Annotated in this window: 15 protein-coding genes; 14 read left to right on the forward strand and 1 reads right to left on the reverse strand. The window is 71.0% G+C overall.

Features of this window, described 5'->3' with window-relative positions:
- The first annotated feature begins 7 nt into the window (after positions 1-7).
- The 4 genes from BLU20_RS08085 (at position 8) to BLU20_RS08100 (ending at position 3,479) form a co-directional block, all read left to right on the forward strand.
- A complete protein-coding gene (locus BLU20_RS08085) occupies positions 8-1,201 on the forward strand; it encodes a glycosyltransferase family 4 protein (RefSeq protein WP_083372984.1) in 1,194 nt (397 codons plus the stop codon).
- Complete coding sequence (locus BLU20_RS08090) at positions 1,198-1,851, forward strand: hypothetical protein (protein ID WP_083372198.1); 654 nt, start codon at positions 1,198-1,200, stop codon at positions 1,849-1,851. The genes BLU20_RS08085 and BLU20_RS08090 overlap by 4 nt, the downstream gene beginning before the upstream one ends.
- 73 nt (positions 1,852-1,924) lie before the next feature.
- Positions 1,925-2,833 (forward strand): pyridoxal 5'-phosphate synthase lyase subunit PdxS, encoded by a 909-nt coding sequence (pdxS, locus tag BLU20_RS08095; protein ID WP_029253494.1) that lies wholly within the window; start codon positions 1,925-1,927, stop codon positions 2,831-2,833.
- Positions 2,834-2,921: 88 nt separating this feature from the next.
- Positions 2,922-3,479, forward strand: a complete 558-nt coding sequence (locus BLU20_RS08100; protein ID WP_043109956.1) for an NUDIX hydrolase — start codon at positions 2,922-2,924, stop codon at positions 3,477-3,479.
- Here the strand turns inward: BLU20_RS08100 and BLU20_RS08105 are convergent.
- A complete protein-coding gene (locus BLU20_RS08105; protein WP_083372199.1) occupies positions 3,476-5,284 on the reverse strand; it encodes a chloride channel protein in 1,809 nt (602 codons plus the stop codon). The two genes, BLU20_RS08100 and BLU20_RS08105, sit on opposite strands and share 4 nt — an antisense overlap.
- Before the next feature lie 52 nt (positions 5,285-5,336).
- Between BLU20_RS08105 and BLU20_RS08110 the strand changes: the two genes are divergently transcribed.
- The 10 genes from BLU20_RS08110 to BLU20_RS08155 all read left to right on the forward strand — a co-directional run bounded on the left by BLU20_RS08110 (position 5,337) and on the right by BLU20_RS08155 (position 13,835).
- Positions 5,337-5,798 (forward strand): MarR family winged helix-turn-helix transcriptional regulator, encoded by a 462-nt coding sequence (locus tag BLU20_RS08110; protein WP_172829051.1) that lies wholly within the window; start codon positions 5,337-5,339, stop codon positions 5,796-5,798.
- A 37-nt stretch (positions 5,799-5,835) separates the two neighbouring features.
- Entirely contained in the window at positions 5,836-6,441 is a 606-nt protein-coding gene (gene pdxT / locus BLU20_RS08115) for a pyridoxal 5'-phosphate synthase glutaminase subunit PdxT (protein WP_083372986.1), read from the forward strand.
- 8 nt (positions 6,442-6,449) lie between these two features.
- Entirely contained in the window at positions 6,450-7,205 is a 756-nt protein-coding gene (locus BLU20_RS08120) for a YebC/PmpR family DNA-binding transcriptional regulator (protein ID WP_029253489.1), read from the forward strand.
- A 53-nt stretch (positions 7,206-7,258) separates the two neighbouring features.
- Entirely contained in the window at positions 7,259-7,822 is a 564-nt protein-coding gene (gene ruvC, locus BLU20_RS08125; protein WP_029253488.1) for a crossover junction endodeoxyribonuclease RuvC, read from the forward strand.
- A gap of 59 nt (positions 7,823-7,881) precedes the next feature.
- Positions 7,882-8,499 carry a Holliday junction branch migration protein RuvA gene (ruvA, locus tag BLU20_RS08130; RefSeq protein WP_083372201.1) on the forward strand — a complete coding sequence of 206 codons (618 nt, stop codon included), beginning with the start codon at positions 7,882-7,884 and terminating at the stop codon, positions 8,497-8,499.
- Between the two features lie 10 nt (positions 8,500-8,509).
- Positions 8,510-9,559 carry a Holliday junction branch migration DNA helicase RuvB gene (gene ruvB / locus BLU20_RS08135; RefSeq protein WP_407946485.1) on the forward strand — a complete coding sequence of 350 codons (1,050 nt, stop codon included), beginning with the start codon at positions 8,510-8,512 and terminating at the stop codon, positions 9,557-9,559.
- 160 nt (positions 9,560-9,719) lie between these two features.
- The gene (yajC, locus tag BLU20_RS08140; RefSeq protein ID WP_083372203.1) at positions 9,720-10,160 is read left to right on the forward strand and encodes a preprotein translocase subunit YajC; all 441 of its coding nucleotides are present in this window, start codon (positions 9,720-9,722) and stop codon (positions 10,158-10,160) included.
- 77 nt (positions 10,161-10,237) lie between these two features.
- Positions 10,238-12,169, forward strand: a complete 1,932-nt coding sequence (secD, locus tag BLU20_RS08145) for a protein translocase subunit SecD (RefSeq protein ID WP_083372204.1) — start codon at positions 10,238-10,240, stop codon at positions 12,167-12,169.
- On the forward strand, positions 12,169-13,269 hold the full coding sequence (gene secF, locus BLU20_RS08150) for a protein translocase subunit SecF (RefSeq protein ID WP_083372205.1): 1,101 nt from the start codon (positions 12,169-12,171) through the stop codon (positions 13,267-13,269). Before secD ends, secF begins: the two co-directional genes overlap by 1 nt.
- Complete coding sequence (locus BLU20_RS08155) at positions 13,266-13,835, forward strand: adenine phosphoribosyltransferase (protein ID WP_083372206.1); 570 nt, start codon at positions 13,266-13,268, stop codon at positions 13,833-13,835. Before secF ends, BLU20_RS08155 begins: the two co-directional genes overlap by 4 nt.
- Positions 13,836-13,850: the final 15 nt, after the last annotated feature.

Raw genomic sequence — 13,850 nt, forward strand, 5'->3', positions numbered from 1 at the left:
CCGGCCGCTGCGGATCGGCATCGTCTGCCCCTACTCCTTCGACGCGCCCGGGGGAGTCCAGTTCCACATCCGCGACCTCGCCGAGGAACTGATGGAGCGGGGACACTCGGTCGACGTCCTCGCCCCGGCCGACGAGTCCACCCCCGTCCCGGACTACGTGACCTCGGCCGGCAAGGCCGTCCCCGTCCGGTTCAACGGGTCCGTCGCCCGGCTCACCTTCGGGCCTCGTGCGAACGCCAAGGTCCGCCGATGGCTCGACGCGGGGCAGTTCGACGTCCTGCACCTGCACGAGCCGATGACCCCCAGCCTGAGCATGCTCGCCCTCTGGGCCGCCACGTGCCCCGTCGTCTGCACGTTCCACACGTCGCTCGTCCGATCGCGTGCGCTCCAGTTCGCCAACCCGCTCGCCCGGTCGAGCCTGGAGAAGATCGACGCGCGGATCGCGGTCTCCGAAGACGCCCGCCGCACGCTGATCGACCACCTCGGGGGAGACGCCGTCGTCATCCCCAACGGCGTCTACGTCGAGAAGTTTGCGGACGCCAAGCCCGCCGCACGATGGCAGGGAACACCCGAGCGTCCGACCGTCGCGTTCCTCGGTCGCCTGGACGAACCCCGCAAGGGGCTGCCTGTGCTGACCGGCGCGGTGCCGACGATCCTCGCCAGGTATCCCGGCGCCCGGATCCTGGTCGCCGGGCGGGGCGACGCCGGGCACCAGCAGGCGCTCGCGGATCTCGGCGAGAACGCGTCCGCCGTCGAGTTCCTCGGCGGCCTGAGCGACGAGGACAAGCGGTCCATGCTCGCGTCGGTCGACCTCTACGTCGCCCCCCAGACCGGTGGTGAGAGCTTCGGCATCGTCCTCGTCGAGGCGATGAGCGCCGGGGCCGGGGTGGTCGCGAGCGACCTCGGAGCGTTCCGACGGGTGCTCGACGACGGTGCGGCGGGCGGCCTGTTCGCGACGGGTGACAGCGAGGCCCTCGCCACGTCGGTCCTCGACGCCCTCGATCACCCGGAGCAGACCGAGGAACGCCGGGCCGGCGCGACGCAGTTCGTCCAGCAGTTCGACTGGTCGAGCGTCACCGACCGGATCGTCGCCGTCTACGAGACCGTTCTCGCGACGAGCGAGGCCGGCCGCGACGTCGGTTCGCGGCGCACGCTCCTCTCGCGCCTGACACAGCGCGCACGGATCAAGGACGACGCATGACCGGGGCCGAGACGGCCATCGTCGTCATCGCGGTGGTCGCGGTCCTGACGTGGGTCGGGGTCGTCGCCGCGACGCGGCTGGACCGGATCCACCGCAAGGTCGTCGCCTCCCGTCTGGCGCTCGACGCCCAGCTCGTCCGCCGTGCAGCCGTCGCGACGGAGCTGGCCGGCTCCGGCGTCCTCGACCCCGCCAGCTCGTTGCTCGTGGCCGAGGCGGCCTCGGCCGTGACCCAGGACGCGGAGGACGCGCGGAACGAGCTCGCGCTCGCGCTGCCCGACCTCGACGAGGAGTCCGTGCGCTCGGTGCGCGCCGGCCTCAACGGGTCGGTCGCCGAGTCTCGCGTCCGGGCGGAGAGCGAGCTGTCGGAGATCCTGCGCACGGCTTTCGGCGACCCGGACGAGATCCGGGCGCTCGCCGAGGACCCAGACGCCGCGCCGCTGGTCCACGCGCTCGGGGCCGCGTGGTACCGCGCACAGCTCGCGCGGCGCTTCCACAACATGGCTGTCGCGCACGCGCGCCAGTACCGGCGCCACTGGTCGGTGCGCCTCCTGCGACTGGCCGGACATGCACCGATGCCCGTGACCGTCGACCTCGACGACGCGCTCCCGGACGGGCTCGACCACGGGTCGGTCAGCGTGGTCGGTGGGTGATCGCGGCGCGTACGATGGTCCGGCGGCGTCCGCGGGGCGATCGCACGACCAGCAGAGTGAAGGTGAGGTAGTGGTGACGAACGAGACCACCCCGGAGGGCACGAACGTCGGGACCGCGCACGTGAAGCGTGGAATGGCGGAGATGCTCAAGGGCGGCGTGATCATGGACGTCGTCACGCCGGAGCAGGCGAAGATCGCCGAGGACGCCGGTGCAGTGGCCGTCATGGCTCTCGAGCGTGTCCCGGCCGACATCCGCGCCCAGGGCGGCGTGTCGCGCATGAGCGACCCGGACATGATCGACGGCATCATCGAGGCCGTCTCGATCCCGGTGATGGCCAAGGCGCGCATCGGCCACTTCGTCGAGGCACAGGTCCTGCAGTCGCTCGGTGTCGACTACATCGACGAGTCCGAGGTCCTCACCCCGGCCGACTACGCGAACCACATCGACAAGTGGGCGTTCAAGGCTCCGTTCGTCTGCGGTGCGACGAACCTCGGCGAGGCGCTCCGTCGTATCACCGAGGGTGCGGCGATGATCCGCTCGAAGGGCGAGGCCGGCACCGGTGACGTCTCGAACGCGACGACGCACATGCGTCAGATCCGTCAGCAGATCCGCGCGCTCGCGTCCCTGCCCGAGGACGAGCTCTACGTGGCCGCCAAGGAGCTCCAGGCGCCGTACCAGCTCGTCAAGGAGGTCGCGGCCACGGGCAAGCTCCCCGTCGTGCTCTTCACCGCGGGCGGCATCGCGACCCCTGCCGACGCCGCGATGATGATGCAGCTCGGTGCCGAGGGCGTCTTCGTCGGGTCCGGCATCTTCAAGTCGGGCAACCCGGCCGAGCGTGCCGCGGCCGTCGTCAAGGCCACGACGTTCTTCGACGACCCCGACGTCATCGCGAACGTGTCGCGCGGTCTCGGCGAGGCGATGGTCGGGATCAACGTCGACGAGATCCCGGAGCCGCACCGGCTCGCCGAGCGCGGTTGGTGACGACATCCTGATCGACGACGCCCCCGGACCGGACGGTCCGGGGGCGTCGTCGTGCATCGGTCGGGCGTGGAACCCGTAGCCTGGCCCGATGGTCGACCTTCCTCCGCGCCGGCCCGTCCTCGGAGCCGACTGGGTGCCCGGACCGGACGGTCTGCGGCACCGACGCGCCGCGCGCGTGATCCTGCTGGACCCGGACGGCCGGGTGCTGCTCGTGCGCGGGCACGACGTCGACCAGCCGGGCCGGTCGTGGTGGTTCACCGTCGGCGGCGGGATCGACCCGGGCGAGTCGGCGTGCGCCGCCGCCGTGCGCGAGGTCCGTGAGGAGACCGGGATCGTGCTCGCCGAGGCTGATCTCGAGGGGCCCGTCGTCCGGCGCAGCGCGCTGTTCGACTTCTTCGCCGAGCACTGTCGCCAGGACGAAGAGATCTTCGTCGCCCGGGTCTCGCGCGAGAGCGCCGGTGCGCTGAGCCGGGACGGGTGGACCGCCGTCGAGCGCGAGGTGGTCGACGACGTGCGCTGGTGGTCCGCGACCGACCTGGAGACCGTCGACATCGAGGTCTTTCCGGCCGAGCTTCCCGACCTGGTGCGTTCTCTCGGGGCAGGGTGGGACGGCGTCGTGCGTCACCTGGGGACCGGGGGCGGCTAGCGCTCCGCCGCTGCCAGGCTCCGGTTCGCTGGGCGGGCTGCGCGGTTGGCGGACGGTGCGGCCGAGAGCGCGGTGAGCACCGTGCGGTGCGAGAGCCATCCGACGAGCGCCTCGCCGTCCGTCACGGCCCCGCCCTCGTCGTGGGGGAAGCGGCGTAGCGCCTCGAGAGCCTCCAACAGCGTCGAGGAGACGGGGATCCGTGCGACGTCGTCCACCGCGTCGCCGACCCGTGCCTCGGTCGCCTCGTCGTCGAGCTCGAGCACCTCCGAGGCCGCGTCGGCACGGAACTGGCCGACGAGCGCACCCTCGTCGCACACGGGAAGCGTCGTGCGGCCGCTGCCGAGCAGGAGCCGGGTGGCGCTGCTCACGCGGGTCGACGACGTGACGGAGGAGGGCGCAGGTTCCATCACCGTCCGGACGGGGACGTCATGGAGGATCTGGTCCGCCGGGTGCCCGTCGAGGACGACTCCTCGCCGGCGCAGCTTGAGGGTGTACACCGTGTTGGCGCTCAAGAGCCTGCTCGTCCCGGTCGCGAGCACGATCGCGAGCATGAGCGGCAGCACGACCGAGTACTGGTCCGTGAGCTCCACGAGCATGATGACGGCGGTCAGCGGCGCGCGGGCGGTCCCGGCGAAGACGGCGCCCATCCCCACGATCGCGAACGCCCCGGGCGAGGGCGCGAGGTCCGGGGCGACAGCGTGCACGACCTGCCCGACGGACGCACCGAGCACGGCACCGATGAAGAGCGAGGGTGCGAAGACGCCGCCCGAGCCGCCGATGCCGAGCGTCAGGCTCGTGGCGACGACCTTGCCGACGAGGAGCAGCGCGAGGAACCCGACCGCGTACCGACCGGCCACGCTCGCCTCCAGGACGGGATACCCGACGCCGTACATCTGGGGCAGCACCAGGAGGACGACCCCGAGCACAAGGCCGCCCACGGCCGGGCGGGCCCACTCCGGCCCGCGCCAGATCCTGTCGCAGAAGTCCTCGGTGGCGTAGAGGAACCGGACGAAGACCACGCCGACGAGTCCGGCGAGGACACCGAGCGCGGCGAAGACCAGGTAGGCCCAGGGACTGTCGACGGCGAACGGGGGCAGGTCGAGGAACGGTGCGTCGCCCACGAGGGCGCGCGAGACGATCGATCCGACGACGCCGGCGACCACGACCAGGCCGAACGACCCCGCCGAGTACGAGCGGAGGATCAGCTCCATGGCGAACAGTACGCCGGCGACCGGGGCGTTGAACGTCGCGGCGATCCCCGCCGCCGCGCCGGCCGCGACGACGGTGCGTACACGATGAAGGGGCAGGTGCAGGGCCTGGGCGATCCCCGACCCGAGCGCGGATCCGATCTGGACGATCGGTCCCTCCCGCCCGACGCTGCCCCCGGAGCCGATACAGATCGCCGAGGCGACGGCCTTGACCGCCGCGACGCGAGGGCGGATGCGGCCGCCGTTCCGGGAGACGGCGAGCATGACCTCCGGGACGCCGTGGCCGCGGGCCTCGCGGGCGTAGCGATAGACGAGCGGTCCGTAGATCAGGCCGCCGACCGCCGGGACGAGGACGACGAACCAGGGGCCGAGCCAGCTCACGCCCTCGTACCCGGGGTGGGTGCCGGGTGCCGCGGCCGAGAAGTCGGCCGTGCCGCTGAAGAGCGTGGTCGTCTCCGTGATGAGCCATCGGAACCCGACGGCGGCGAGTCCGGTCACCGCGCCGACGGCGACCGTGACGGCGACGATCCCGACAGTTCCGACACGAATGCTCGCCGCTGTTCGTGTGCGGAGACCGTGCAGGAGACATGTAGGCATGCAATGAATGTATCAATACACGGACCAGGTTCCGGCCAGATATCCTGATCGGATGTCCGCCGTCGACGACTCCGCCCGTGCCACGCTCCAGGCCTCGCGCGCGCTTCTGGGCGTGATCGCCCGTTCCGTCGCCGATGCGCTGGAGGAGGTCTCGCTCCCGCAGTTCAGGGTCCTCGTGCTCCTCGCCCACGACGGACCGACGCGTTCGGGCGTCGTCGCCGACCATCTCGACATCCACCCGTCGACGTTCTCGCGCAACGCCGACAGGCTCGTGGCCGCAGGGTGGGTCGTCCGTACCGAGGACCCCGACCGGCGCGGGGCCGTCCGTATCGAGCTCACCGCGCGGGGGCTGCAGCTCGTGGAGGACGTGACCGAGTCCCGCCGACGAGCGATCGCCGAGATCCTCGGGGCGATGACCTCTGCCGAGCGGGAGGCTCTGACCGCCGCCCTCGACGACTTCTCCCGGGCGGCGGGAGAACCGGCCGCCCGTGACCTGCGGACCCTCGGCATCTGAGTACGGACCCGTCGTCGGGCCCGTCTACGATGGCCCGGTGAAACCCTCCATCGGTGTGCTGGCCCTGCAGGGCGACGTCCGCGAACATGTCTCCGCGCTTGAGCAGAGCGGGGCGCGGGCCGTCCCGGTGCGCCGCCCTGCCGAGCTGGAGGCCGTCGACGGCCTCGTCCTGCCGGGCGGGGAGTCGACCACGATTGACAAGCTCCTGCGGATCTTCGAGCTGCGAGACCTGCTGGTCGAACGGATCGGCCAGGGCCTGCCGGTCTACGGGTCCTGCGCCGGGATGATCCTGCTCGCCGACCGCGTGATCGACGGCTCCCACGACCAGCAGACCGTGGGCGGCATCGAGATGACCGTGCGGCGCAACGCGTTCGGGCGGCAGGTCGACTCGTTCGAGACGAACCTCGAGATGGCCGGGATCGCCGGCGGGGCGTTGCCGGCGACGTTCATCCGCGCCCCGTGGGTCGAGGAGGTCGGAACCGGCGTCGAGATCCTCGCCCGGGTGCCCGACGGCCGGGACGACGCGGCCGCCGGTAGGATCGTCGCCGTACGCCAAGGAGCGCTGCTCGCGACGTCGTTCCACCCGGAGATCACGGGGGACGCGCGCGTGCACGAGCTCTTCGTCACCATCGTGAAGGAGTAAAGCGGGCAATGTCAGGTCACTCCAAGTGGGCTACGACCAAGCACAAGAAGGCCGCGATCGACGCCAAGCGTGGCAAGTTGTTCGCCAAGCTCATCAAGAACATCGAGGTCGCCGCGCGGACCGGTGGCGGGGATCTTGCGGGCAACCCGACCCTCTTCGACGCCGTGCAGAAGGCGAAGAAGTCGTCGGTGCCGAACGACAACATCGACCGCGCGGTCAAGCGCGGCTCGGGTGCCGACGGCGGTGGTGTGGACTACCAGACGATCATGTACGAGGGGTACGGCACCGGCGGGATCGCCGTCCTCGTCGAGTGTCTGACCGACAACAAGAACCGCGCGGCCGCCGAGGTGCGGACCGCGTTCAGCCGCAACGGCGGCCAGCTCGCCGACCCGGGGTCCGTCTCCTACCTCTTCTCCCGCAAGGGTGTCGTGATCGTGCCCAAGGAGGGGACCGACGAGGACTCCGTGATGGAGGCCGTGCTCGAGGCCGGGGGCGAGGAGGTCACGGACCTGGGCGAGTCGTTCGAGGTGCTGTCCGAGGCGACCGACCTCGTACCGGTGCGCACGTCGCTGCAGGAGGCCGGGATCGACTACGACTCGGCGGACGTCATCTGGCACCCCTCCATGCAGGTCGAGGTCGACGTCGACGGCGCCCGCAACATCCTGCGCCTCATCGACGCGCTCGAGGACAGTGACGACGTGCAGAACGTCTACGCGAACTTCGACGCACCCGACGAGGTCCTGGCCGCGCTCGACGAGGACTGACCGGCGCGGCGTGGGGTGCGACGCGTGTCCCACGCCCGTGGGACAGTGACCCGGTGCGAGTCTTCGGGGTGGATCCGGGCCTGACGCGTTGTGGCGTCGGTGTCGTCGACCAGCTGTCCGGGCGGCGCGCCGCCCTCGTCGACGTCGGCGTGCTGACGAGTCCGGCCGAGACCTCCGTCGACCTGCGTCTCCTGCAGATCGACCAGCGCCTGGGCGCGTGGATGGACGAGCACGTCCCCGACGTCGTGGCCGTCGAGCGTGTCTTCGCCCAGAACAACGTCCCGACGGTGATGGGGACCGCGCAGGTGGCGGGGCTGGCCATGGTCGCGGCGGCCCGGCGGGGGATCCCCGTCGCGCTCCACACGCCCAGCGAGGTCAAGGCTGCCGTCACGGGGTCCGGACGCGCGGGCAAGGAGCAGGTGCAGCGGATGGTCGCCCAGATCCTCAGCCTCGCCGAGCCGCCGCGACCCGCCGACGCGGCGGACGCGCTCGCCATCGCGATCTGCCATCTCTGGAGACCGGGGGGTGCGCTCCAGGGCGGCGACCGGCACCAGCTCACCGCCGCGCAGCGGGCGTGGGCGGCGGCCGAGCACACGGCGCGCCGCGGCAAGCGGTGAGAGGCACCGTGTAGCGTGAGATTCGTACATATGTTCGCCTGAGCTCAGGGAGGCCTGGTGTGATCGCATCGTTGTCCGGCACGGTGGAGGCGGTCTCGCTCGACCGCACCGTGATCGACGTCGGGGGAGTGGGCTACCTGGTCCACGCGACGCCCGCGACTCTCGCGGGGCTCCGTGTCGGCGAGCGCGTGCGGCTCGCGACGAGCCTCGTGGTCCGCGAGGACTCGATGACGATCTACGGATTCGGCGACGACGACGAACGTCATGTCTTCGAGACCGTGCAGTCGGTCAGCGGCGTCGGCCCACGGCTGGCGCTCGCGATGCTCGCCGTGCACACCCCGGACGGGCTGCGTCGGGCGGTGGCCTCGGAGGACCTGGCCGCGCTGGTCCGCGTCCCGGGCATCGGACGCAAGGGGGCGCAGCGGATCACCCTCGAGCTGGGTGACCGGCTCGGCGTGCCCGCCCAGGCCGAGCCCGGCCCGTCCTCGTCGGAGGTGGGGACCGACCAGCGCGACCAGGTCGTCGACGCGCTCGTCGGACTCGGGTGGACCACCAAGGTCGCGGACGAGACGGTGTCCACCGTCCTCCGGCAGGCCGACGCCGAGATCGTCGAGGAGGCCGATGTCGCCGGGGCGCTCCGGGCCGCCCTGCGGATCCTGGGGGCCCAACGTGGCTGACTTCGACCAGGTGGGGGCGGACGAGTCGCTCCTCGGCACCGTGTCCGAGCGGGTCGTGACCTCGGGCGCCGACGACCTGGAGCGAGCCGCCGAGGCGGCGCTCCGACCACGCGCGCTGGCCGACTTCGTCGGACAGGCCACCGTTCGGGACCAGCTCTCGCTCGTCCTTCACGCCGCGCTCGGGCGCGGTGTCCCACCGGATCACGTCCTCCTGTCCGGCCCGCCCGGTCTGGGCAAGACGACGCTCGCCATGATCATCGCCGGGGAGCTCGGGACGTCCTTCCGCGTGACGTCGGGCCCGGCGATCCAGCACGCCGGCGACCTCGCCGCGGTGCTCTCGTCGCTCGAGGAGGGCGAGGTTCTCTTCATCGACGAGATCCATCGGCTCGCGCGGCCCGCGGAGGAGCTGCTGTACGTCGCCATGGAGGACTTCCGCGTGGACGTCGTCGTCGGCAAGGGGCCCGGGGCGAGCGCGATCCCGCTGACCCTTCCGCCGTTCACCGTCGTCGGCGCGACGACACGCGCGGGGCTGCTGCCCGCCCCGTTGCGAGACAGGTTCGGGTTCACGGGGCATCTCGACTTCTACGCGGCGGGCGAGCTCGAGCGGGTGCTCGTCCGGTCGGCGGGTCTGCTCGGTGTCCGTCTCGACGCGGACGCGGCTGCCGAGATCGCCTCCCGCTCACGGGGAACCCCGCGGATCGCCAACCGCCTGCTGCGGCGCGTGCGGGACTGGGCGCAGGTGCGCGGGGACGGAGGGCTCGACCTGCGGGCCGCCCGGGCCGCGCTCGAGGTCTACGAGGTCGACGCGCTCGGGCTCGACCGGTTGGACCGGGGCGTTCTCGAGGCTCTCTGCACACGGTTCGGCGGTGGCCCGGTCGGGCTGTCGACGCTTGCCGTGAGCGTCGGTGAGGAGCCGGACACCGTCGAGACCGTCGCGGAGCCCTACCTCGTCCGCGAAGGTCTGATGGGGCGGACGCCGCGCGGCCGCGTCGCGACTCCCGCGGCATGGACGCACCTCGGCCTCACCCCGCCGCAGCCCGACGGGCTTTTCGGCACGTGAGACGAATTGCCCCTGAATGTGACGGACCGCTCACTTCAAGGCCCTAGACTGTCTGCACCTCGCGTCAGCACCTCGGGTGTGTGCGGTTCGCCCCAGGGTGGACCACACGCCTAGACTGCGCGTGCCGCTCTGCCCGCAACCCGAAGGACTGTGACTCCTGATGGACCCCCTGATCATCTTTGCCATCCTCGCGGTGGGACTTCTGTTCCTCATGAGCAGCCGGACGCGCAAGCAGCAGCGCAAGCAGCAGGAGTTCCGTCACTCCCTGGTGCCGGGCGACGACGTGATGACCGCCTCCGGCCTGTTCGGGACCGTCGTCGAGGTGGACGACGTCAGCGACATCATCACGCTCGAGACCGAGCCCGGCGGTGCCCAGACGCGCTGGCTCCGTGCCGCGATCGCCAAGCGACTCGAGGGCGAGGAGTACGAGACCGGGGAGGACGAGGAGACCGACGACGAGCAGCCTGTCGTCGACCTCGCCAAGGACGACCAGTCTGCCGCGGACGACGTCACGATCCCCGACGACCTCTCGGGCCTGTCCAAGGACACCTCCTCGGGCGACGACGCGCAGCAGCGCGACGAGGACGACAAGACCAAGTGATCAAGCGCCCGGGGTGATCCCCGGGCACGACGGTGCGCCGACGATGGCGCCGCCCTGACACGAGAAGAGACGGACTGTTGGCCAGCACCAAGTCACGGACGCGACCTGTACGCACACTGGTCGTCCTCGGTGCATTGATCGTTGCGCTCTTCGCATCGATCTTTGCCGGGACGCAGCTCGACGCGAAGAGCGAGGACAACCCGGGCGGCGCGAGCTGGTCGCCCGAGCTCGCGCTCGACCTGCAGGGCGGGACCCAGCTCATCCTCTCGCCGGTGACGGACGACGGGCAGGAGGTCACCGACGAGGACATCAACCAGTCCATCGCCGTGATCCGCCAGCGCATCGACTCGTCGGGCGTCGCCGAGGCGGAGATCGCCCGCCAGGGGGACAGCAACATCGTCGTCGGCATCCCCGGTGAGGTCAGCCAGGAGACGATCGACCTGATCGTCACGCCCGCGCAGATGACGTTCCGGCCGGTGCTGTCCGTCGGTTCGCCGCTGCCCGCCGAAGACCCGGACGCCGAGACCGAGACGCCGAGCTCCGACGAGTCCGCGGACGCGACCGGCGACGAGAGCGCTGACGCCGCGCCGGAGGATTCCGCCGACGCGACGACCGAGGACGCCGAGGCAGACGCCGAGGACGGCGCGACCGACGCGGCGACCGAGCCGGCACCGGAGCCGACCGATCCCAGTGACCTCGCGCAGATCACGCCGGAGGTCCAGGCCGAGTTCGACGCCCTCGACTGCACCGACCCGACGAACCTCGTCGGCGGCGAGCCGAGCGACCCCGACGCACCGCTGGTCACCTGTGACCAGGACGGGTTCGCCAAGTACATCCTCGGCCCGGTCGAGGTCGAGGGCAGCGACATCGACCACGCGACCTCGGGCCTTCGCACCAACAGCCAGGGCATTCAGACGAACGAGTGGGCGGTGAACCTGACGTTCACCGACGAGGGCGCCGACACCTTCCAGGGAGTCTCCGAGCGTCTCGTCGGCCTGCCGAGCCCGCAGAACCAGTTCGGCATCGTCCTCGACGGGCTCGTCATCTCGGCACCGTCGATGAACGCCGTCATCACCAACGGCCAGGCGGAGATCTCGGGCAACTTCACGCGCGAGTCGTCGGCGACGCTCGCGAGCCAGCTGAACTTCGGTGCGCTGCCGCTGACCTTCGAGGTCCAGAGCCAGGAGCAGATCTCTGCGACGCTCGGCGCCGACCAGCTCGAGAAGGGTCTGATCGCCGGTCTCATCGGTCTGGCGCTCGTCGCGGTCTACTCGCTGTTCCAGTACCGCGGGCTCGGCCTCGTGACCGTCGCCTCGCTGCTGATCGCCGGGCTGATCACCTATGGGGTGATCACGCTGCTCTCGTGGACGTACGGGTATCGGCTGTCGCTGCCCGGCGTCGCGGGTCTGATCGTCGCGATCGGCATCACGGCAGACTCCTTCATCGTCTACTTCGAGCGTGTGCGCGACGAGCTGCGCGACGGGCGCGGGCTCACCGCCGCCGTCGACCGGGGCTGGTCGCGAGCGCGTCGCACGATCGTGGCCTCGGACGCCGTCAACTTCCTCGCTGCGGCGATCCTCTACCTCCTGGCGGTCGGCGGGGTCCAGGGCTTCGCGTTCACGCTCGGGCTCACGACGCTCGTGGACCTGCTCGTGGTCTTCCTCTTCACGCATCCGCTGCTGCAGCTTCTCGCGAAGACGAAGTTCTTCGGCGAGGGGCACCCCGGGTCGGGCCTCGACCCGCGTCGTCTCGGCGTCACGTCCGTCCGCTACGCGGGCCGCGGCACGACGCGACGCGCGAAGAGCCGGGACGACGTGCTCTCGCTCGACGACGAGGCGACGACCGACGCGTCGGACACCCCCGCGCGCCTGCCTCAGCCCGCCACGGTCGGAGGCGGTGCCGACGGGATGACCATCGCCGAGCGACGCGCGGCGCGCCGACGTGAGGCCGACGCCGAACCGCCTGTCGACGGCGACGGCACGTACGCACAGGACGAGGAGAAGAACTGATGGCAAGCGGATTCGCCCAGTGGGGGAACGACCTCTACACCGGTCGTCGTTCCTACGGGATCGTCGCCGGCCGCAAGAAGTTCTTCGCGGCATCGATCATCGCGGTCGTCCTCGCGCTGCTCGTCGTGACCTTCAAGGGTTTCGACCTCGGCATCGAGTTCCGCGGAGGGTCGGAGTTCGTCGTCTCGAACGTGGACGACACCTCGGAGCAGACTGCGATCGACGCCGTCCAGGACGTCGCGCCGGGCGAGGTGCCGAAGGTCTCGGTGCTCGGAGGCGACTCGATCCGTGTGCAGACGGAGGAGCTCACCACGGGTGAGCTGGAGACGATGAGCGATTCTCTCGCCGACGCCTATGGTGTCTCCGCGGAGGAGGTGACGTCCACCTACATCGGTCCGGTCTGGGGCAAGGACGTCTCGGCCGCCGCGCTGCGCGCACTGGTGATCTTCCTGCTCTTCGTCGCCGTCGTCATGGCCGTGTACTTCCGCAGCTGGCGCATGTCCGCCGCGGCGATCCTCGCGCTCTTCCACGACGTCGTCATCACCGCGGGCGTGTATGCGCTGATCGGTTGGGAGGTGACGCCGGCCACGGTCATCGGGTTCCTCACGATTCTCGGCTACTCCGTGTACGACACGGTCGTCGTGTTCGACAAGGTGCGTGAGAACACGAAGGGCGTGCTCGACCAGTCGCGGTCGACGTACGCCGAGCGGGCGAACCTGGCCGTCAACCAGACGCTGGTCCGCTCGATCAACACGTCGGTCGTGGCGCTCCTTCCGGTCTCGTCCATCCTGTTCATCGGAGCGTTCCTGCTCGGTGCAGGGACGCTGCGCGACATCGCGCTGGCCCTCTTCATCGGCATCGTCGCGGGAGCGTACTCGTCGATCTTCCTGGCCACGCCGTTGGAGGTCGCCCTGCGTGAGCGCGAGCCGAAGATCAAGGCGCACACCGAACGCGTCCTCACCGAGCGTGCGGCGCGCGCCGAGGAGTCCGGTGACGACGCGGACGCCGCACTCGCCGCCGCGGGCATTGAGGGCGGGGCACAGCTGATTCCCGGCCACCACCGGGGGAACAGTTCCCAGCCCCGGCGTCGTCGCAGATGACGCTCGAGGTCCGCGAGCCTGAGCTGTTCGAGCCCGGTCGCGCGCACGAGGCTCTCCGCCGCGTGCGCGCGGTCCCGGACCATCCGGTCGCCGGCGTCACGTTCCAGGACGTCACCCCGTTGCTCGCTGACGGGCAAGGCCTGCACGACGTCGTCGAGGCGTTCGCCCTCGCTGCGGCGCGTCGTGGTGAGGTCGACCTCGTCGTGGGTATGGAGGCGCGCGGCTTCCTGCTGGGCGCGCCCCTGGCGCTCCGTCTCGGCACCGGGTTCGTCCCGCTTCGCAAGGCGGGCAAGCTGCCGCCGCCCACCCGATCCGTGTCCTACGAGCTCGAGTACGGTTCGGCAGAGCTCGAGGTAGGCCGTAAGTCGATTCCGGCGGGCGCTCGTGTCCTCGTCGTCGACGACGTCCTGGCGACCGGGGGCACGGCCGAGGCGGCGTGCGCACTGGTCGAGCAGTGCGGGGCGCGGGTGGTCGGTGTCGACTTCCTTCTCGAGATCGACGTGCTGGCCGGGCGGACGCGGCTCTCCGGTCGCTCGGTGACGTCGCTCTTCGGAGTCCCGGCGTAGGATCGACGCATCACT

The sequence above is a fragment of the Paraoerskovia marina genome (assembly GCF_900105445.1).
GTDB lineage: Bacteria > Actinomycetota > Actinomycetes > Actinomycetales > Cellulomonadaceae > Paraoerskovia > Paraoerskovia marina.

Bases quoted from the DNA above. Each gene is read 5' to 3' on its own strand.
- BLU20_RS08090 (WP_083372198.1), top strand. From the start codon at position 1,198: ATGACCGGGGCCGAGACGGCCATCGTCGTCATCGCGGTGGTCGCGGTC.
- BLU20_RS08100 (WP_043109956.1), top strand. From the start codon at position 2,922: ATGGTCGACCTTCCTCCGCGCCGGCCCGTCCTCGGAGCCGACTGGGTG.
- BLU20_RS08105 (WP_083372199.1), bottom strand. From the start codon at position 5,284: ATGCCTACATGTCTCCTGCACGGTCTCCGCACACGAACAGCGGCGAGC.
- BLU20_RS08110 (WP_172829051.1), top strand. From the start codon at position 5,337: ATGTCCGCCGTCGACGACTCCGCCCGTGCCACGCTCCAGGCCTCGCGC.
- BLU20_RS08120 (WP_029253489.1), top strand. From the start codon at position 6,450: ATGTCAGGTCACTCCAAGTGGGCTACGACCAAGCACAAGAAGGCCGCG.
- yajC (WP_083372203.1), top strand. From the start codon at position 9,720: ATGGACCCCCTGATCATCTTTGCCATCCTCGCGGTGGGACTTCTGTTC.
- secF (WP_083372205.1), top strand. From the start codon at position 12,169: ATGGCAAGCGGATTCGCCCAGTGGGGGAACGACCTCTACACCGGTCGT.
- BLU20_RS08155 (WP_083372206.1), top strand. From the start codon at position 13,266: ATGACGCTCGAGGTCCGCGAGCCTGAGCTGTTCGAGCCCGGTCGCGCG.